Raw genomic sequence first — 19,028 nt, 5'->3', positions numbered from 1 at the left:
CCGCCTGTCTCGCGGATGGTACCAACGAAAGGAATAACAGTGCTTCGCACTCACAACATTGGAACGCTTGGGACTGACCTGATCGGTCAGACGGTGACGCTCACCGGGTGGGTTGACCGCAGACGCGACCACGGTGGCGTCGCGTTTATTGACCTGCGCGACGCTTCCGGCATCGCTCAGGTAGTCGTTCGTGACGAGAGGGTCGCCCACGAGCTTCGCAGCGAGTTTGTTCTCAAGGTCACCGGCGAGGTCGCGGCTCGCCCCGAGGGAAACGAGAATCCCCACCTGGCGACCGGCGCCATCGAGGTCATGGGCGACGATATCGAGATTCTCAACACCAGTGCGCCCCTGCCTTTCCAGGTGTCTTCCAATGCTGAAGATTCCGGCAACGTGGGCGAGGAAACGCGCCTGAAGTACCGCTACCTCGACCTGCGCCGCGAACCCGAGCAGTACGCCATCCGCCTGCGCTCCAAGGTGTCGCGTGCTGCCCGCGAGGCCCTCTACGCCCGGGACTTTGTGGAGATCGAGACGCCGACGCTGACGCGTTCGACCCCCGAGGGAGCCCGAGACTTCATCGTGCCGGCTCGACTCTCGCCCGGCTCCTGGTATGCGCTTCCCCAATCCCCCCAGCTCTTCAAGCAGCTGCTGATGGTTGCCGGAATGGAGCGATACTTCCAGATCGCGCGCTGCTACCGCGACGAGGACTTCCGTGCGGATCGCCAGCCCGAGTTCACCCAGCTCGATATCGAGATGAGCTTCGTGGAACAGGATGACGTCATTGAGGTCGCGGAGGACGTCCTGAAGAACGTGTGGACGCTGATCGGCTACGACCTGGCAACGCCGATCCCTCGCATGACCTACAGGGATGCGATGGAGCGCTTCGGCTCGGACAAGCCCGACCTGCGTTTTGGCCTGGAACTCACCGAGCTGACCGACTATTTCAAGGACACGCCTTTCCGCGTGTTCCAGGCCCCCTACGTCGGCGCCGTCGTCATGCCCGGTGGCGGCTCTCAGCCGCGCCGTACCTTCGACAAGTGGCAGGAGTGGGCGAAGGCGCGCGGCGCCAAGGGCCTGGCCTACGTCACGATCGCCGAGGACGGTACGCTCGGTGGCCCCGTCGCCAAGAACATCTCCGAGTCCGAACGAGAGGGCCTGGCGGAGGCGACAGGTGCCGAGCCCGGGGACTGCATCTTCTTTGCCGCGGGCAAGCCAACTCCGTCGCGCGAGCTCCTGGGTGCCGCTCGCCTCGAGATCGGCAAGCGCTGCGATCTCATCGATCCCGACGCGTGGGCGTTCACGTGGGTCGTCGATGCGCCGCTGTTCAAGCCCACCGGTGACGCCGAGGCCGAGGGCGACATCGCGCTGGGGCACAGCGCGTGGACCGCCGTTCACCACGCCTTCACGTCGCCGAAACCGGAGTGGATGGACAGCTTCGATCGAGATCCCGCCCATGCGCTGGCCTACGCCTACGACATCGTCTGCAACGGCAACGAGATCGGCGGCGGCTCCATCCGTATCCACCGTCGAGACGTCCAAAATCGCGTCTTTGACGTCATGGGTATCGGCGAGGAGGAGGCGCAGGCGCAGTTCGGCTTCCTGCTTGATGCCTTCAAGTTTGGCGCTCCACCACACGGGGGCGTTGCGTTTGGCTGGGATCGAATCGTCTCGCTCCTGACCAAGTCTGAGTCGATTCGTGACGTCATCGCCTTCCCGAAGTCGGGCGGCGGCTTCGATCCGCTCACCGAGGCTCCGGCTCCCATCACACCCGCACAGCGCAAGGAGGCGGGAGTCGACGCGACGCCACGAAAGCGCGGCGAAGAGGCTTCGGGTGACGCCTCGAAGTGACCCGACTGGCGTGAGCTAGCGTACGAAACCCCCATCGACCGTCGGTCGATGGGGGTTTCAGGCACAATGGGTGTATGTCGTACGTGGAGATGCACCCGGAAAATCCTCAGGCCCGTCTGGTTAGCACGGTCGTTGACCTGCTGGAGCGCGGGGGAACGATCGCCCTGCCCACCGATTCCGGCTACGCGATCGCGACCAAGATCGGTAACAAGGCAGGCATGGACACGATCCGTGCGATCCGCAAGCTTGACGACAAGCACAACTTCTCGTTGCTGTGCCACTCCTTCGCCCAGCTCGGGGAGCTGGTACTCATCGACAACCACGAGTTCCGCACCATGAAGGCGCTCACGCCCGGCCCCTACACCTTCATCCTGCGCGGCACGAAGGAAGTGCCGCGCATCATGCTCAACAAGAAGAAGCACACGGTGGGCGTGCGCATCCCGGACCACGTCATCACCCAGGCGATTGTCGGCGCACTCGGGGAGCCGCTCGCGTGCTCGACGCTCATCATGCCGGGTGAGGAAGAGCCGCTCACGGACGGATTTGATGTCGACGAGCGCATCGGGCACCAGGTTGACCTGGTGGTGGTGGGTCCGGTCGGCGTCGCCGAGCCGACGACCGTCATTAACTTCGCCGGTGGGGATGCGGTTGTCGCGCGCGTGGGAGCCGGCGACATCTCGCTCTTCGACTAAACGCGTGGCTTTCGGGGAATCCTCCTTCTCTCGTAACGGCTACTGTCGGCTGCGTGTCGAGCCGCCGGACGCCGCGTTTCGACACGGCGAGGCGCACCCGATCATTGGCGATCGCCTCACCGTCGACGGAACCGATGCGGTGCGTGTGATCTTTCAGTCGCGCGCCCGAGGGGCGGCGGGCTACGTCATCCTCAATACCGTGACGGATCGAGCCCGCGAGCACCTCGATGAGTTCCGCATGGGCATCGGTGCACAGCGTGGTGGTCGTGCCACCCTGGCGTGTGTGCTTCCCGCCGACGCGATCATGAGCTACCAATTCGCGTGGGCCGAGCCGCGCCCCGTCGATCCGCGGGGGGTGACGGATGCCCGCGCGTGGGTGGCCTTCGTTGAGGAGGCGCGCCCCGATCCCTCCAACCCGCTGCGAATCGTCAACGGGCGCGGGCATCGCGCCTCGCTTTTCGTGGGGCCCGACGCGTCGGTGGTCTGGCCCTCGGTTCCGCGCCCGGACGGGATGCGCGCTCGGCGCGAGGAGAACATTGGAGCGTGCATCGGCGCGCGCCTGGGAGGCTCGTTGAGCCGTCCCGTCATCGTCCACGACGGTGAGACCGAAGCGAGGAGGACTCTCCTTCTCCTTGACGGTCACATATGGCGGGCCAATGGTGTCGGCTGGTTGACCCGGCGCTATCCGGGCCTGCGCATCGTCACCATCGATGGGGGGGAGGGGGTTCAGCGCGAGGCGGAGATGACCGATACCGCCCGCGTGCACGCGCTGGTGTGGGCCGTGTGCGACGAGGCCGGGGTGGGTCCCGTGATGGCCGCCGGACAGTCCTATGGGGGTCTTGCGGTTCTCGACGCCGCCCTGCGAACGGATGTTCCGCTCGACTGCGCGCTCTCTCAGTCCCCGTCCCTGTGGTGGGGAGGAACTGAGAGGGGACGGGGCGAGGGCATGCTCATGGCTGGCCTGCGCGCCGGATCGATCGTGCCGCGTGGGGGCGTGAGACTGCGCCTGCAGGTGGGAACCCTCGAACGGACGATGCGTCCTGTTGTGGACGACTGCGGGCGGATTGTGCGCAGCTATGGCGGCCCGGTCGATGTGGATCACTACCGTAGCGGGCACGATGTCGCGTGGTGGCGCGAGGGACTCGTGAAGGCGCTCGACGACTGGTGCGACCCCGCGGACATGTGATCGTGAGACGGGCCTCGCCGCCAGGAGAAAGCTAAGTTAGGCTTACCTTTGTCCTTGCGTTGTCTACGTGAATTGAGGTACCCGTGCACATGTCGACTCGAATCCGCACCTTTGTCGGTGTCGCGCTCGCCGCGCTCGTGGCCGGAGCCTGCTCGCCCTCTCAACCCACGCCCGCCTCATCCACCGGACCCATGAGCACGGCCGCGACCGAGACCCGGATGGTGACCGACGCCTCCGGTCAGGAGGTTGCCCTTCCCCTCGAGCCCACTCGCGTCGTTACGCTCTCGGAGCCGACGACGGACAACGCCCTGGCGTTGGGGATTACTCCGGTCGGTGCCGTGTCCGGTCGAGGGCAATCCGGTGTCGCCGCCTACCTGGCCGACCGCGCCGGCGATGTTCCGATTCTCGGATCGGTCGGCACCCCCAACCTTGAGGCTGTCGGCGCCGCCCACCCCGACCTGATCCTCGTCGATGGAACGTCGGTCAAGAGTGACGACACCGACACGCTGAATGCCCTGAAGCAGATCGCCCCGGTGTTCTACACCGCACACTCTGGGGACGATTGGCGCGAGACCTTCACGCGCACCGCCGATGCGTTGGGTGTCACAGACGAGGCCTCCACCAAGCTCGCTGACTTTGACGCGCACGTGGCGGCCGTCAGCTCCCGCCTCAACGATGGCGGGTACCTGGACCAGACGTACTCCGTGGTGCGCTGGCAGGGTGACAGCGCGGGATTGATCCTCAAGGAGCTTCCTGCGGGCCAGGCGCTGAGCGCGCTGGGGATGAAGCGCCCGGCGAACCAGGACCGCAACGGCGAGGGACACTCCGAGCCCGTGTCGCTGGAGAACATCGATCAGATTGACGCCGACTGGATATTCTTCGGTACGCTCGGCAAGTCCTCGGTGAACAACCCGTCAGCCGGTGGCGCCACCGGAGTCGAGGCGTCCGAGGCGGCCCTGGCGGAGGCACGCGCGTCGGTCGGCTTCGACTCCCTTGCAGCGGTCCGCGCCGGGCACGTGATTCCCGTCGATGGGTCCCTGTGGACCTCCACCGGCGGATACCTCCTCATGGAGGGCATCGTCGCGAACATCGAGGATCAGTTCGTTCGGGCGTCCTGACCGGGCTCGAGGCCCCAGGCTGCTCGGTCATCCCGGGATGAGAATCCGATATGCAGCGAGCGTCGCCACGGCCGCTTCTGTGGCGACGCTCGCGCTCGTCCTCAGCGTCGCCGCCTCGCTTGCCCTCGGCTCTCGACACATCGCACTCTCGGTTGTCTGCGATGCCCTCGTGAGCGGGGGGACGAGCCACGATGCGCAGGTCGTGGTGAGCCTGCGTGTTCCGCGCACGCTCGCCGCCCTCCTTGGCGGTGGAGCGCTCGGCCTCGCCGGTTCCGTCATGCAGGCGATCACTCGCAACCCCCTCGCCGACCCCGGAGTGCTGGGTATCAATGCCGGTGCCGCCTTTGCCGTGGTCGCGACGACGGCCACTTTCGGCGTGACGTCAAGCGGCGTCAACCTCGCCGCGTCGGTTGGCGGAGCCGCGGCAGCATCGCTGCTGGTGTTTGTCCTGTCGGGCAGGGGAGCAACGGGTTCTCGGGCGCGCCTGGCGCTCGCCGGAATTGCCGTGTCGGCCGCGCTCACGTCCGTCACCCAGGCCATCGTGTCCTCGAACCGGCTAGCGTTCAATGAGTTCCGCTTCTGGGCGTCGGGTTCCTTGGAGGGCATCGACATGACGTCGGTCGTCCGTGCTGGCTGCCTCATCGGGGCCGGAGGCGTCGTCGCACTACTGCTCAGCTCCACGCTCGGCATCCTCTCCCTCGGCGACGAGGCTGCGATGAGCCTGGGCGTGCGGGTACGCGTCGTGCGGACCCTCGCCGTTGTCTCGGTCACCGCCTTGGCGGCAGGAGCGACGGCGCTGGCGGGTCCCTTGGCTTTCGTCGGACTGGCTGTGCCGCTCCTGGTTCGGCGAGTGGTCGGTGCCCGGCAGCGAGCAATTGCAGGGTGGTCGATCCTGGTTGGTGCCGTGTGGGTGTGCCTTGCCGATGTTGCCTCGCGGCTCATCCTGGCTCCGTCGGAGGCGCCTGTCGGAGTGATCGTCGCGCTTGTCGGAGCCCCCTTCTTCATCGTGCGTGCATCGGGAAGGGGGATGTCGTGAACCGAGGTCGCTATCGTGCTGTCCGCGTGAAGCACGGGGTGATACGTGTCCATCGTCGTAGCGCCATCGTCGTGACGCTTGGCCTCGTGTTCCTGTCGTGCCTCGCCCTGTACTCGCTCACGTTGGGCGACTACGGGCTCGGCGTCGCCGACTCCCTTCGGCGCCTAACGGGCGATGGCGGCCCATCCGAGGACTATCTCGGAGTCTACTTCGTGCAATCCGTCCGCCTTCCCCGTGTCGTGTGCGCGGTAGCGGTGGGCGCATCCCTTGCGATAGCAGGACGCATCTTCCAGACGATTTCGGGCAACCCGCTCGGCAGCCCCGACGTCGTCGGCCTGTCCGCGGGTTCGGCAACCGGTGCTCTTGTCGCCATCATCATCCTTGGCGCAAGTCCGGCGACGACGGGCACGGGTGCGTTGATCGGGGGCCTGGTCTCGGGTGCTCTGGTTCTGGCCTGCAGCGGTGGAACCCGAGTGACGGGCATTCGCGTCGTCCTGGTGGGGATCGGCTGCTCCGCTGCGCTGCGGGCCCTCAATTCGCTGCTCATCGTCAAGGCTCCTCTTGAGGCGGCTCAACGCGCCCAGCTGTGGAGCGTCGGCTCGCTGAACGGCGTGACTTTCGTCCGAGCGTTTCCTCTGATCGTCGGGCTGGGAATTCTAGGTCTCTCCTGTGTCTGTGCAGCTGCATCCATCGGCCTGCTCGCGATGGGTGATGACGTCGCCACGGGACTCGGGGTGCGCGTGCGCGTCGTGCGTGTGAGCGCCATCGTCTCGGCGATCGTCCTCGTCGCTCTTGCGACTGCGGTCGCCGGACCGGTCGCTTTCGTCGCGCTCTCCGCTCCGCACATCGCTGCGCGTCTGTGCGGTGGAGGGCGAGTAGGCGTCGTGTCCTCGGCGGTTGTGGGCGCAGCGCTCGTGCTAAGCGCCGACGTCGTGGCTCAGAGGATCGTCGCACCCGCGGAGCTGCCGGTCGGGGTTGTGACGGGTGTCCTCGGAGGGCTGTACCTGCTGTGGATCCTGACACGCGAGGAGGCACGATGACGTCAGCGCATCCACAGACCGTGCTTTCCGCACGCGGCATCGTCGTGGGCTATGGGAAAGGGGATCCGATTCTCGACGGTCTCTCGCTCGACGTGCTTCCGGGAGAACTCACCGCGATCGTGGGGCCTAACGCGTGCGGCAAGTCGACCCTACTGCGCGCCCTCGCGCGGGTCTTGCGCGTGCGTGGCGGTGTCGTCGAACTCGATGGGCGAGCCGTGGCCACGATGAACCAGAAGGCGCTGGCGCGCAGGCTCGGCCTTTTGGCGCAGTCGTCCCGTGCGCCGGCCGACATCCTTGTTGAAGAGCTGGTCGCGCGTGGTAGGTATCCCCACCAGCCGCCGCTGCGCCAGTGGTCGGAGCGCGACGAACACGCCGTGGAGCGCGCGATGGAAGACGCGGGCGTGTCGAGCTTGGTGGGCAGGCGCGTGGGAGAACTATCCGGCGGGCAGCGCCAACGGGTGTGGATCGCGATGGCGTTGGCCCAGGAGACGGACATCCTGCTCCTGGATGAGCCCACGACCTATCTCGACCTGAATCATCAGCTCGAGGTCTTGCGCGTTGCCCAGCGTCTCCACAGAGGCGGCACGACGGTCGTCGCAGTCTTGCATGACCTGCATCTCGCCTTCCGCTACGCCACGCACGTGGTGTTCATGAAGGACGGAAGCATCGTCGCACAGGGGAGGCCATCCCAGGTCGTCAACCCCGATGTGATCAACCGTGTTTTCGGGGTTCCCTGCCGGATCATCGATGACCCGGTCACCTCGACGCCGATCGTGATCCCAACGAGCTAGATGCGAGCGCCTCCCGGAAAGCTAACCGGTGGGTAATGTCCGGGAATGATTGTGCGATAACAAAGGTCACAGTCGTGCGCGCCCGCCTCTCCGATCCTTGAAATATCAACGAATTGCAGGCAAGGTCACAACTTTGCTTGTCGTTCGCAATTGTGTTGCCACGGCGAACAATACTAAGGTGGCTATACCAGGTGGTTACTCGCGCACTTACCCGGCTGTTATGGGCGTGACCGTGCCGATCGGCGTCAAGTATTGCGAAGAGGGGAAAAGAGACACGCATGACGACAGGAGCGCGCTCGCGCGGGATGGGGCTTCGCATGCCCGTGCTCGCGTTGGCTATCTCCGCTTCGATCATTGCGGGAGTCTTCGTGAGCGCTAGCCCCGCTCTTAGCGTCGACGGTCCGGGCGACGACGTTACCCAGTGTCTGACCGTCACCGCGGAAGCTTCGTCGGTCGTCATGTCCTCCCTTGTTCGTGCGGGCGCGACCTCTCATGCTGAAGGGGCCGGATGGTCCCCGGGTGTGCAAGGCTCCCGAGGTTTCGTTATCGTCACCCTCGACGATGGGCAGGAAACGCGAGCGAAGGATGCGACGCTTCCCTCCTGGGTTCCCCCCGCAGTGGCGAGAAATCGAGCGGCGTGGGCCGTCGCAGAGGTGAGCCCCGAAGGAACCTTCGCGCTGGACTTCCCCGTGCCAGCCACCTGGACGGTTGGATCCCAGCATCGGGTGAGTGTCGGCGACGGCGTGAGTGGAACGTATGTCGAACTGCAGGTCTCGGTCACCGACGCCGAGGGTGCCACCCCCTCCTGCAGGCTCACGCCGACGGATCCCGCGACCGATCTGCCTGGTGGCGGCAGTGACGCGTCGACCGAGCCCACGGGCGCTTTTGTTCCCCCGGCCTCGCCGGACATCGTGACACCCAGCGGTGAGTCCAAACCGTCGCCTGTCGATCCCGGCGCGGCGCCCACGAGCGCGGGCGCCAGCCCGGAGAGCGCCGTTGAGGCTTCCTCTCCCGCGCCGAGTTCGCCCGCAACGTCGGCTCAGCCTTCCTCCGCGAATCCCTCCGGGTCTACGACCGGATCTCCCGCGGGCAGTGGGGTGGGCACGGAAGCGACGCCCGAGGCCACGGCTTCGTCGGAGCAGCAGAGAGTGTCAGCCTCACAAATCGGCCCCAAGGCGCACTCTGAGAAGCAGGCGACAAACCAGGCCGCCCGCGAGCAGGAAAGCAGGCTCGGGGTGTGGGTGCTCGCCGGTGGCGCCGTCTTGGCGCTGCTGGGTGCAATCGTGACGGTCAGTATTGTGAAGCGGGGCCACGCTCCTGTGCGCTAGGCGCTGCACCTCGGGCTCAGGCGCGGTGAGAATTCGTGCATTAACCGTGTGGTGTGCGTTGGAATTTAGCATTCACGCGCCACGCCTGTTACTCTAGTTCCAGAACAATGCAACTGAGTATTGAAGGCACTAAGGAGAACGGTATGCAGCACGGACGGGCTACCTCTGCGCTCGCCGCGCGTAGGCTGGTGGGGCGCAGTCGAACGATGAGCCTTCTCATGGCCTTGTGCCTGTTCGCCGCAATTGCGTTGGCTATCCCGGGTTTCGCGGCCCGAGCGGATGGGAATGGCTCGGGCTCAAGCCCCGATGACCCCTACGCCATCCCGCGCACTGCTTTCTCGGTGAATCTCGAGCAGGGATCCGAGTTTGAACGGCTCTATGCGAAGACCGGTTTCTGGGGCGTGATCCTTGACGGCGGTGACGTCTCGCCAACCGCTCCCCTCACCTTCGAACGCGGCGGGGAACGCGTGAACGTGGATTCCGACGACCTGTGGCAGGTGACGTCGCTGTCCAACTACAGCATGGTTGTTCAGGTGCCCAACGGCACCAACAACCGCGAGGGGATCACGTGGGAACCGGGAACCATCCACACCGTCCGCGTCGTCATCTACAGCAGTGACGATGATGTCGTGGCCGATTCGTTCCACTACGTCAAGGTGTACAAGCCCTACGAGCCTGATCCTGAGCCGACGACGGAACCCACCACGGATCCTACACCGGAGCCGACCGCCGCTCCCACGACGCAGCCCGCTCCCACGCCAACCACCGCTCCCACGACGCAGCCCGCTCCTACGCCGACCGCTGAGCCTACGACGCAGCCCGCGCCGACGGTTGATCCCGCTCCCGCGCCGACGGTTGATCCCGCTCCCGCGCCGACGGTTGATCCCGCTCCCGCGCCGAGTGCATCGCCGACGCCGGCTCCTCAGCCCGACGATCCACAGCTGCCGGCCGTGCGACCCACGGAAACCCCCTCGCCGACGCCCACCCCGACTCCGACCCCCACCGCGAGTGCGTCCGCTAACGTGGCCAGACCCTCAGACACACCGGTCTCGCCGGTGTCCGACGAGTCTCAGCTCAACGATGCAAACAAGGGAGGCGTCAGCGCAGCGTTTACCGCCGGCCAGCTGACCATCAACGTCCCCTCTGATAAGGCTGCCGTCGGCGACTGGGTCAGCGCCAACATCATGCAGACCGGCGAGGCTCGCTGGCTCCAGGTGGAGGACTCGAATCAGGTCACGATGGATCTGAGCGGCCTGCCCACCGGAGACTACAAGGTTGTCGTTGCCAATCGCTCCCACGAACTCGTCGGGTGGGCGGAATTCAAGGTGGCCTCGGCCTCCGGGTCCTCCACGGACTCGTCGGTTGACGCATCCGGCGCGGTCAAGTTGCACGCCGAGATGCTCTCCTCCTCCCAGGACGGAGATGAGTCCGAGAGCCTCAACGGATACCTGCTCGGTGCGGGAGCCTGCATGCTGATTCTCGGCGGCCTCGTCGTCGTTCAGGTTCTCTCCGGGCCGAAGATCGGGTCGTCCTCACACGAGGTCACCTTGTCTTAGGCTGTTCCTCGTGGATCTGTTCGATTCTGAGTCCTTCGACGACAGGGGCGTGCCCGCGTGCGACGCGGACGCGCCCCTCGCCGTTCGAATGCGCCCCACGAGCCTTGACGAGGTCGTCGGTCAAGGTCACCTCCTGGGCGAAGGCGCGCCCCTGCGCCGCCTTCTGACGCCCAGCTCGCGCGACGGGGTCGCTGTCTCCTCCGTCGTTCTGTGGGGCCCACCCGGCACGGGCAAGACAACCCTGGCCTACCTGATTGCTCACGCCTCGGGCAGGCACTTCGTGGAGCTCTCCGCTGTCTCCTCGGGTGTGGGTGACGTGCGTAGCGTCGTGCAGGCGGCGCGGAGGCGGATAGCATCGGGCGATGAAGAGACGGTCCTCTTCGTTGACGAGGTGCACCGCTTCTCGAAGGCGCAGCAGGACTCTCTCCTGCCCGCCGTCGAGAACCGCTGGGTCGTGCTCGTTGCCGCAACCACGGAGAATCCATCTTTTTCCGTCATCTCCCCGCTGCTCTCGCGCTCGCTGCTGCTCACGTTGCGCCCGCTCGAGTCCGACGCGATCGAGGAACTCATCCGGCGCGCGCTCACCGACGAGCGCGGCCTCGGGGGACGTTTCGGCATCGAGGACGAGGCTGTGGCGGGACTGGTGCGCCTGGCCGGAGCCGATGCTCGCAAGTCCCTGACCCTTCTGGAGGCCGCCGCAGGCGTCGCCGACGACCGGGGCGAACATCTCATCACCGTCGCCGGGGTCGAAGCTGCGGCCAATAGCGCGCTCGTGAGGTGGGGGAGGGATCAGCACTACGACGTTGCCAGCGCCTTCATCAAGTCCATGCGCGGGTCGGACGTGGACGCCTCCCTGCACTACCTCGCGCGCATGATCGAGGCTGGGGAGGACCCCAGGTTTATCGCGCGACGGATTATGATAGCGGCCAGCGAGGAGGTTGGCATGGCCGCGCCGGAGGTGCTCTCCACCTGCGTGGCCGCGGCACAGGGGGTCGCCAGCATCGGAATGCCCGAGGCGCGTCTCCTCCTGGCCCAGGCCGTTGTCGCCGTTGCCACCGCCCCGAAGTCGAACGCGACGTACCTGGCGATTGACCGCGCGATCGCCGATGTGCGCGCAGGCCGTGGGGGAGCGGTGCCCGAGCACTTGCGCGACGCGCACTACCGCGGGGCCGACATGCTGGGACATGGGAACGGATATCTCTATGCGCACGACCATCCGCATCACGTGGCGGCCCAGCAGTACATGCCCGACGATCTCCAAGGTGTGCAGTACTACGCTCCCACCGACAACGGGCATGAGGCGATGCTCACGAAGCGCCTCGCGATGATTCGCAATCTTCTGAAGAAACGCTAGGATGTAACAGTTGTCCGCGCCCGCGGACACCTGGGGCCTTAGCCGACGGACGCTTCGTCGATCCTGGAGTTGGCCCCATGCCGGGCACGCCGGCATGACATGAGAAACAGGAAGAACAATTATGGCAACGAATCGTTCCCGCAAGCAGGTGCGCGAGTCCCGCGCCCTCGGCCTCGCGCTCACGCCTAAGGCCGTTCGCTACTTCGAGAAGCGCCCCTACGGCCCCGGCGAGCACGGACGTACCCGCCGCCGTCAGGACTCCGACTACGCCGTTCGTCTGAAGGAGAAGCAGCGCCTGCGCGCCCAGTACGGCATTCGCGAGTCCCAGCTGCGCCGCGCCTTCGAAGAGGCCCGCCGCACGGCCGGCCTGACCGGTGAGAACCTGGTCGAGCTCCTCGAGATGCGGCTGGACGCTCTGGTTCTGCGCGCGGGCTTTTCCCGCACGATCCAGCAGGCCCGCCAGGTGGTTGTCCACCGCCACATCCTCGTCGACGGTAAGATCGTTGACCGCCCCTCCTTCCGCGTCAAGCCCGGACAGACCATCCAGGTCAAGCCGAAGTCGCAGACGACCGTTCCCTTCGAGATCGCTGCCGAGGGCATCCACCGCGATGTGCTTCCCGCCGTCCCCGAGTACCTCGATGTTGACCTGGCCCGCCTGAAGGCCACCCTGGTTCGCCGTCCCAAGCGTGCCGAGGTCCCCGTCACGGTCGACGTGCAGATGGTCGTCGAGCACTACTCGCGCTGACACTCGTCGATTCCGCGCCCCCGAGACTATGCTCGGGGGCGCGGTTTCGTTTATCCCACTGTCCGCGTGTGCGCGCCGTTGCGCAGCAACGAGTGGGTACCGACTAACATGGGGGACTATGCGCACGTCTGAAATCCGTACCCGCTGGCTCGACTACTTCGCGTCCAAGGGCCACCACGTGGCCCCCTCCGTATCGCTCATTTCGCCCGAGCCCTCCATTCTCTTTACCGTCGCGGGAATGGTTCCGTTCATCCCGTACATCCTGGGCACCGAGTCCGCCCCGTGGCCGCGCGCCACCTCCGTTCAAAAGTGCATCCGTACCAACGACATCGACAACGTTGGCAAGACGACGCGCCACGGCACCTTCTTCCAGATGAACGGCAACTTCTCCTTCGGCGACTACTTCAAGGAAGGCGCGATCGACTACGCCTGGGAGCTTCTGACGACGCCCCAGGCCCGAGGGGGGTACGGCCTCGACGGAGATCGGCTGTGGATGACGATCTGGGAGAAGGACGAGGTGTCCTTCAATCACTGGACGAAGACGATCGGCGTCGACCCCGAGCGCGTTCAGCGTCTGCCCTTTGAGGAGATCTCCTGGTCGACGGGGCAGCCGGGGCCCGCCGGCGCGTGCTGCGAAATCCACTACGACCGCGGTCCGGCGTACGGCCCGGATGGTGGCCCGATCGTCGACGTTGCGGGCGATCGTTTCCTTGAGATCTGGAACCTCGTCTTCGATGAGTTCGTCCGAGGAGAGGGGGAAGGCCACGACTTCGAACTCGTCGGCACTCTCGACAAGACCGCGATCGACACGGGTGCCGGCCTGGAGCGCCTCGCCTTCATCATGCAGGACAAGCCGAACATGTACGAGATCGACGAGGTGTTCCCCGTCATCGAGGCCGCGCAGGAGATGTCCGGAAAGACCTACGGGCTGGGCGCGGCCGGCCCCAACGCCGGGGGCGCCTACGACGATGACGTGCGCATGCGCGTCGTTGCGGACCATGTCCGTTCCGCCCTGATGCTCATCAGCGATGGGGTTCGTCCCGGAAACGACGGACGCGGCTACGTGCTGCGGCGGCTGATTCGCCGCGCGGTGCGCTCCATGCGTCTTCTCGGCGTCGAGGACGCGGCGCTGCCGACCCTGCTCACCGCGTCCAAGAACGTCATGTCCCTGTCGTACCCCGAGCTCGACTCGAACTGGGAGACCATCCAGGACGTCGCCTACGCCGAGGAGGACGCGTTCCGTCGCACGCTGAGCGCCGGCACCACGATCCTCGACGCGGCGGTGGCTTCCGCCAAGGAAGCCACGGGTGCCCCCGTGATCTCCGGCGCCTCGGCGTTCTCGCTGCACGACACCTACGGCTTCCCGATTGACCTGACCCTTGAGATGGCCGCCGAGCAGGGCGTCGCCGTCGATGAGGAGGGCTTCCGCTCGCTCATGGCCGAGCAGAAGGAACGCGCACGAGCCGACGCGCGCTCAAAGAAGACCGGACACACCGATGTTCGCGTCTTCCACGAGATAGAGAAGCAGATGGGCGGGGGATCGACCTTCCTGGGATACACCGAGGAGGCGGCTGACGCAACCGTCCAGGCGCTTCTCGTTGACGGAGCCTCGGCGCCCGCGGCCAGCGCTCCCGCCGAGGTCGAGGTTATCTTGGATCGCACGCCGTTCTACGCCGAGATGGGCGGACAGTTGGCCGACCACGGCACCATTCGACTCGCCGGAGGTGGCGTCGTCGAGGTCCACGACGTTCAGGCGCCGATCCGCGGCCTGAGCGTCCACCGTGGAACCCTGACGGAGGGCACGATGTCGGTCGGAGAGAAGGCGTACGCGCAGATCGACGGCGCTCGCCGCCTCGCCATCGCCCGCGCTCACACCGCGACCCACATGGTCTACGCAGGCCTTCGCTCGGTGGTGTCTAAGGACGCGACACAGGCGGGATCCGAGAACTCGCCGTCGCGCCTGCGCTTTGATTTCCGTCACTCCAGTGCGGTTGAGGCAAGCCAGCTCGGCGACATCGAGGCGCTCGTCAACGAGAAGCTTGCCGAGGATCTGACGGTCACCACCGAGGAGATGAGCCTCGATGAGGCGAAAGCCCAGGGGGCGATCGCGCTCTTCGGCGAGAAGTACGGTTCCCGCGTACGGGTCGTCACGATCGGCGACGGATTCGACCGGGAGCTGTGCGGCGGTACCCACGTTCCCACGACCGGCCACATCGGACGCATCACCCTGCTCGGGGAAGGCTCGATCGGTTCCGGAGTGCGCCGCATCGATGCTCTTGTCGGCGATGGGGCCTACGAGTTCCAGGCGAAGGAACACGCCCTCGTCGCCCAGCTGTCGCACCTTGTGGGCGGGCGCGCCGAGGAGCTTGCCGAGCGCATCGAAAACCTGCTGGCCAAGCTGCGTGATTCCGAGAAGGAGCTGGAGAAGGTCCGCACCGAGCAGGCACTCAGCCGCGGTAGCGAGCTCGCCGCGTCCGCGCGCGCCGTCGGGGCGGTGAGCCTCGTCGGTGCCGTCGTGGGCGCTATGCCCTCAGCTGACGCCCTGCGCACCCTCGCGCTTGACGTCCGCGATCGCCTGGGTAACGAGCGCGGCGCGGTCGTTGCCCTCGGCGGCATCGTTGCGGGAAAGCCCTCCCTAGTCGTCGCCACGAACGAGGCGGCACGGGAACACTCCATCAAGGCGGGCGCGCTCGTGCGCGCCGTCGGCAAGCACATGGGTGGCGGTGGCGGCGGTCGCGATGACGTTGCCCAGGGTGGAGGCACGAAGCCCGAGGGCCTCGAGGCGGCGATCGATGCGATTCGCCGGGAGATCGAGTCCCTGTGAGCCTGCGCAGGGGAGTTCGCATCGGTGTTGACGTCGGCACCGTGCGTGTCGGCGTCAGCCGGTGCGACCCCGACGGCATCCTCACGATGCCCGTCGAGACCCTTCTTCGTGCCTCGGACTCCTCCGATCTGCGCCGACTCGAGGGCATCGTGCGCGCGCACGATGCCCTCGAGGTGATCGTTGGACTCCCGCGTCATCTGCGCGGCGGGGAGGGAGTGTCGGCGAAGGGGGCTCGAAAGTACGCCCGCCGCCTGAAGACGCTTATTCCGAGCGTGCGTGTCGCGTTGGTCGACGAGCGGCTCTCCTCCAACCAAGCGCACGCCCGGCTGCGTGCGTCCGGAGTCCCCGAACACGAGCATCGCAGCGTCATCGACCAGGTAGCAGCCCAGATCATCCTCGAACAGGCTCTCGAGCTCGAACGGATGAGCGGTCGGGCGCCCGGCGAGGAGATCATCCTCGACAATCACGAAGGAAGGCCCCAATGAGTACGCCTCCCGCATATCCTTTCCGCTCGCGCCGCGAGATTCACTCCGGTGAACCCAAGGTCTACTCCGACGCCCACCTCGAGGAGCAGGCGTCGACAACGGAGCCTACCCCCGCCCCGGATCGGGGCAAGCAACCGGAGGAAGCGGAGGCGCTCGACCCCGATAAGACACCCGTGCGGGGAACGCGCCTGACCCGCCAGCCCTCCGACGTTCTTACTTTCGACGATGTCACTGATGCCCCGCAGCCTTCCCGCGGCCAGGCCAGACGACACAGGCGCTCTGCGGGCGCAAAGCTCCGCGACGGGGCCTCGGAGACGACGGGCATGCGATCGCGGCGCCTCGCGGCCGAACGCCGGGCGGCACGCAAACGCAAGCGGCGTGCCCGCATCCGTTCCTTCCTTGTTCTCTTTCTGGTCCTCGGCCTCGTCAGCGGGGCGGGCTACCTGGCGTATACCCAGCTGGTGAGCTCGTCGGCGACGTCCTCCGACGACTTTCCGGGGCCCGGTAGCGGCAGCGTCGAGGTGACGATCGACGAGGAGGCAACGGGCCGCCAGATCGGTCAGACACTCGTTGACGCCGGTGTCGTCAAGTCGGTGGGTGCCTTCGTGCGCCAGTTTGAGACGAACCGGGCCGCCATGTCGATCCGCCCCGGCACGTATCGCCTGAAGCTTCAGATGAGCGCCTCCGCAGCCCTGGCTGCCCTGCTGGATGAAACCAACCGGGTCGATTCGACGATCACGATCGGCTCGGGTCAGACTCTTTCGGAGGTCAAGGCGCGGATCGTCAGCATCATGGGGGTTGCCGAGTCCGAGGTGAACGCCGCGTTCGCTGACACCGAGGCCATCGGACTGCCCTCCGAGGCCGGCGGAAACGCCGAAGGATGGTTGCTGCCGGGCTCGTACGAGGTATCCGAGGACGATACGCCCACAACAGTGATCGCGCGTATGGTGGCCGGCACCGTTCAGGAACTTGATCGCCTTGGCGTTGCACCATCAGATCGCGAGACCGTGCTCATCAAGGCGTCGATCGTTGATGGAGAGATGAACATCGACAAGTACATGCCGATGGTCGCTCGCGTCATCGACAACCGCCTGGCGGACACGGAGGGAGAGACCAAGGGCCTGCTCGGAATGGACTCGACCGTTCTCTACGGCGTCGGCAAGACGAGCGGGGTCCCCGATCAGGCGGACCTCGACAACGACAACCCCTACAACACTCGCCTGCACGCCGGTTTGCCGCCGACCCCCATCGGCCAGCCCAGCGAGAAGGCGATCAAAGCGGTTTTGAATCCCGCTGAGGGAACCTGGCTCTACTTCGTCACCGTGAACCTCGATACGGGAGAGACGCTCTTCGCCTCCACCTTGGAGGAGCAGGAACAGAACCGCCAGAAGTTCGTGGAGTATTGCGCGGCCAACCCCAAGGTGTGTTCCGCATCATGACATGGGCCGGCGTTATCGGTTCCCCGATCGAGCACTCGCTGTCCCCGGTGATTCACCGGGCAGCCTGGGAGGCGCTCGGGATCAGCGGGTGGGAGTATCGGCGCATCGAGTGCGACAGGGACAATCTGCCCGCGCTGATCGGCGGCATTGATGCGCGATGCGGCGGCCTGTCGGTGACGATGCCCTGCAAGCAGGCGGTGATGCCCCTCCTTGACGCGATTGATCCGCTCGCGAGCGCGGTTGGTGCGGTCAATACGGTCGTGCCTTCCGCGGGGGTACTCGCCGGATTTAACACGGATGTCACCGGCATTGCCTCGGCAATTCGTCGCGCGTGCGCGCGCTCCGGCGTCCCCCACCCCGCGTCTGTCCTGGTGCTGGGGGCGCGGGCGACGGCCTCGTCGGCTCTGGCTGCGCTTGGCGAGCTCGGCATCACGAGGACGAGTGTGGCGGCGCGCCGTTTCGCGGGTCCCGGATCCGTGATCGCGGCCGCCTCCCGCCTCGGGGTCGTCATTGAGCAGATCCCGTGGGCGGACATGGGTGCCGTCGCTCGGGCCGCCGCAGGCGTGGACCTGTTGATCTCGACGCTCCCGGCGGGCGCAGCGGACCCCCTCGCCTCGTTCCTTGCCCCGACCGAGCGCCAGGTTCTTCTCGACGTCGTCTACTCTCCGCGGGAGACCGCGCTGCGCGCCGCGTTCGAGCGCTCCGGGGCCGTCGTCGCCGAGGGCACCGACATGCTGGTCTTTCAGGGAGCATCCCAGGTGCAGCTCATGACGGGCAGAAGCCCGGATCCGGACGTGATGAGACACGCCCTCCACGAGGAACTGGCCCGTCGGGCGCGCGAGAGCGGGGCGGGGGCGCGCGCATGATCGTTGGTTTGCTTCCGCCTCGTATCAGCGCGGACCTGTCGCTTGTGTCGGGTTTCCTCACGTGGGTCACCGTCCTGGTGTGGCTGTGGCGCTCGGGATGGAGAATCCAGCGGCGCTACTTCGTCGAGGCGACGCAAACCCCGCTGACGCGCAACGCCATCGTCTGGGTGGCAGCCCTCGTCGGTGCCGTCTCCTTCGTGGCCGCCCAGATGCGCCCCGGGATACCGGCTGTCCTGGTCGTGTCCATGGTTGGCGCCCTGAGCGCCTATGTCGATGCGCGCACCCATCGCCTGCCCAATGCCTACACGCTGGTCATGGGGATTGGTGTCGCTGCCGGTATCGTCATTGGCGCCGTGATCTCGCCCCTGTGGCAGGAGCGGCTGAGCGGGAGCCTCATCGGAGCGCTCATCTGGCTCGTGCCGATCTGGGTGCTGAATCGCCTTCCGGGCGGAATGGGTGGGGGCGACGTGAAGCTTGCGCCCGTCCTGGGGGCCATGGTCGGATCGGTGGGGATGCACGCCGCCGTCTTTGCCCTCGTGCTTTCCTTCGTCTCGGCGGGGGTGGCCGCCCTGTGGAAGATCGTCGTGGGTTCGGCTGGCACGAAGTCGCGCGTCGCAATGGGACCGTGGATGATTGGGTCCGCACTCGTGGGAACGATCGCGTGGGGAGTCGTCCCCGACTGGCTCTAGGGGCCTTGCCACCCTCATCGTGGACCCGGCGGGC

16 protein-coding genes are annotated in these 19,028 nt (G+C 66.4%); all 16 read left to right on the top strand.

The genetic code is table 11. From position 1 onward, the window contains the following. The first annotated feature begins 39 nt into the window (after positions 1–39). The 16 genes from aspS to NQK35_RS03560 all read left to right on the top strand — a co-directional run bounded on the left by aspS (position 40) and on the right by NQK35_RS03560 (position 18,994). Positions 40–1,845, top strand: a complete 1,806-nt coding sequence (aspS, locus tag NQK35_RS03635) for an aspartate--tRNA ligase (protein WP_257114566.1) — start codon at positions 40–42, stop codon at positions 1,843–1,845. Between the two features lie 74 nt (positions 1,846–1,919). Next, entirely contained in the window at positions 1,920–2,537 is a 618-nt protein-coding gene (locus tag NQK35_RS03630; RefSeq protein WP_048725086.1) for an L-threonylcarbamoyladenylate synthase, read from the top strand. 4 nt (positions 2,538–2,541) lie between these two features. Beyond that, positions 2,542–3,723 carry an enterochelin esterase domain-containing protein gene (locus NQK35_RS03625; RefSeq protein ID WP_257114565.1) on the top strand — a complete coding sequence of 394 codons (1,182 nt, stop codon included), beginning with the start codon at positions 2,542–2,544 and terminating at the stop codon, positions 3,721–3,723. 83 nt (positions 3,724–3,806) lie between these two features. Beyond that, on the top strand, positions 3,807–4,841 hold the full coding sequence (locus NQK35_RS03620) for an ABC transporter substrate-binding protein (RefSeq protein WP_048725089.1): 1,035 nt from the start codon (positions 3,807–3,809) through the stop codon (positions 4,839–4,841). Positions 4,842–4,878: 37 nt separating this feature from the next. After that, positions 4,879–5,877, top strand: coding sequence for a FecCD family ABC transporter permease (locus NQK35_RS03615; RefSeq protein ID WP_257114564.1), 999 nt, complete (start codon positions 4,879–4,881; stop codon positions 5,875–5,877). Continuing rightward, positions 5,874–6,917, top strand: a complete 1,044-nt coding sequence (locus tag NQK35_RS03610) for a FecCD family ABC transporter permease (RefSeq protein ID WP_257114563.1) — start codon at positions 5,874–5,876, stop codon at positions 6,915–6,917. The genes NQK35_RS03615 and NQK35_RS03610 overlap by 4 nt, the downstream gene beginning before the upstream one ends. Next, the gene (locus NQK35_RS03605) at positions 6,914–7,708 is read left to right on the top strand and encodes an ABC transporter ATP-binding protein (protein ID WP_048725093.1); all 795 of its coding nucleotides are present in this window, start codon (positions 6,914–6,916) and stop codon (positions 7,706–7,708) included. The genes NQK35_RS03610 and NQK35_RS03605 overlap by 4 nt, the downstream gene beginning before the upstream one ends. Positions 7,709–7,986: 278 nt before the next feature. Next, complete coding sequence (locus tag NQK35_RS03600) at positions 7,987–9,036, top strand: hypothetical protein (RefSeq protein WP_257114562.1); 1,050 nt, start codon at positions 7,987–7,989, stop codon at positions 9,034–9,036. Positions 9,037–9,242: 206 nt separating this feature from the next. Further along, on the top strand, positions 9,243–10,592 hold the full coding sequence (locus tag NQK35_RS03595; protein WP_257114561.1) for a type IV secretion protein Rhs: 1,350 nt from the start codon (positions 9,243–9,245) through the stop codon (positions 10,590–10,592). Positions 10,593–10,602: 10 nt separating this feature from the next. Continuing rightward, entirely contained in the window at positions 10,603–11,946 is a 1,344-nt protein-coding gene (locus tag NQK35_RS03590) for a replication-associated recombination protein A (protein WP_257114560.1), read from the top strand. Positions 11,947–12,067: 121 nt separating this feature from the next. Beyond that, complete coding sequence (rpsD, locus tag NQK35_RS03585; RefSeq protein WP_009211613.1) at positions 12,068–12,691, top strand: 30S ribosomal protein S4; 624 nt, start codon at positions 12,068–12,070, stop codon at positions 12,689–12,691. Positions 12,692–12,809: 118 nt separating this feature from the next. After that, entirely contained in the window at positions 12,810–15,515 is a 2,706-nt protein-coding gene (gene alaS, locus NQK35_RS03580; protein ID WP_257114559.1) for an alanine--tRNA ligase, read from the top strand. Then, complete coding sequence (gene ruvX, locus NQK35_RS03575) at positions 15,512–16,000, top strand: Holliday junction resolvase RuvX (protein ID WP_257114558.1); 489 nt, start codon at positions 15,512–15,514, stop codon at positions 15,998–16,000. The genes alaS and ruvX overlap by 4 nt, the downstream gene beginning before the upstream one ends. Then, entirely contained in the window at positions 15,997–17,439 is a 1,443-nt protein-coding gene (mltG, locus tag NQK35_RS03570) for an endolytic transglycosylase MltG (protein WP_009211610.1), read from the top strand. The genes ruvX and mltG overlap by 4 nt, the downstream gene beginning before the upstream one ends. Next, positions 17,436–18,305 (top strand): shikimate dehydrogenase, encoded by an 870-nt coding sequence (locus tag NQK35_RS03565; RefSeq protein WP_257114557.1) that lies wholly within the window; start codon positions 17,436–17,438, stop codon positions 18,303–18,305. The genes mltG and NQK35_RS03565 overlap by 4 nt, the downstream gene beginning before the upstream one ends. Next, a complete protein-coding gene (locus NQK35_RS03560) occupies positions 18,302–18,994 on the top strand; it encodes a prepilin peptidase (protein ID WP_048741572.1) in 693 nt (230 codons plus the stop codon). The genes NQK35_RS03565 and NQK35_RS03560 overlap by 4 nt, the downstream gene beginning before the upstream one ends. The last annotated feature ends 34 nt before the right edge of the window (positions 18,995–19,028 follow it).

This window comes from Schaalia odontolytica, from assembly GCF_024584435.1.
Classification (GTDB): domain Bacteria; phylum Actinomycetota; class Actinomycetes; order Actinomycetales; family Actinomycetaceae; genus Pauljensenia.
Note: the sequence above shows the minus strand (reverse complement) of the source record. Positions and strands in the feature narration are given on the sequence as shown.

Coding starts and splice junctions, on each gene's coding strand:
- NQK35_RS03605 (WP_048725093.1), top strand. CDS start 6,914: ATGACGTCAGCGCATCCACAGACCGTGCTTTCCGCACGCGGCATCGTC.
- NQK35_RS03600 (WP_257114562.1), top strand. CDS start 7,987: ATGACGACAGGAGCGCGCTCGCGCGGGATGGGGCTTCGCATGCCCGTG.
- rpsD (WP_009211613.1), top strand. CDS start 12,068: ATGGCAACGAATCGTTCCCGCAAGCAGGTGCGCGAGTCCCGCGCCCTC.
- NQK35_RS03630 (WP_048725086.1), top strand. CDS start 1,920: ATGTCGTACGTGGAGATGCACCCGGAAAATCCTCAGGCCCGTCTGGTT.
- NQK35_RS03595 (WP_257114561.1), top strand. CDS start 9,243: ATGAGCCTTCTCATGGCCTTGTGCCTGTTCGCCGCAATTGCGTTGGCT.
- NQK35_RS03565 (WP_257114557.1), top strand. CDS start 17,436: ATGACATGGGCCGGCGTTATCGGTTCCCCGATCGAGCACTCGCTGTCC.
- NQK35_RS03560 (WP_048741572.1), top strand. CDS start 18,302: ATGATCGTTGGTTTGCTTCCGCCTCGTATCAGCGCGGACCTGTCGCTT.
- alaS (WP_257114559.1), top strand. CDS start 12,810: ATGCGCACGTCTGAAATCCGTACCCGCTGGCTCGACTACTTCGCGTCC.
- mltG (WP_009211610.1), top strand. CDS start 15,997: ATGAGTACGCCTCCCGCATATCCTTTCCGCTCGCGCCGCGAGATTCAC.
- NQK35_RS03615 (WP_257114564.1), top strand. CDS start 4,879: ATGAGAATCCGATATGCAGCGAGCGTCGCCACGGCCGCTTCTGTGGCG.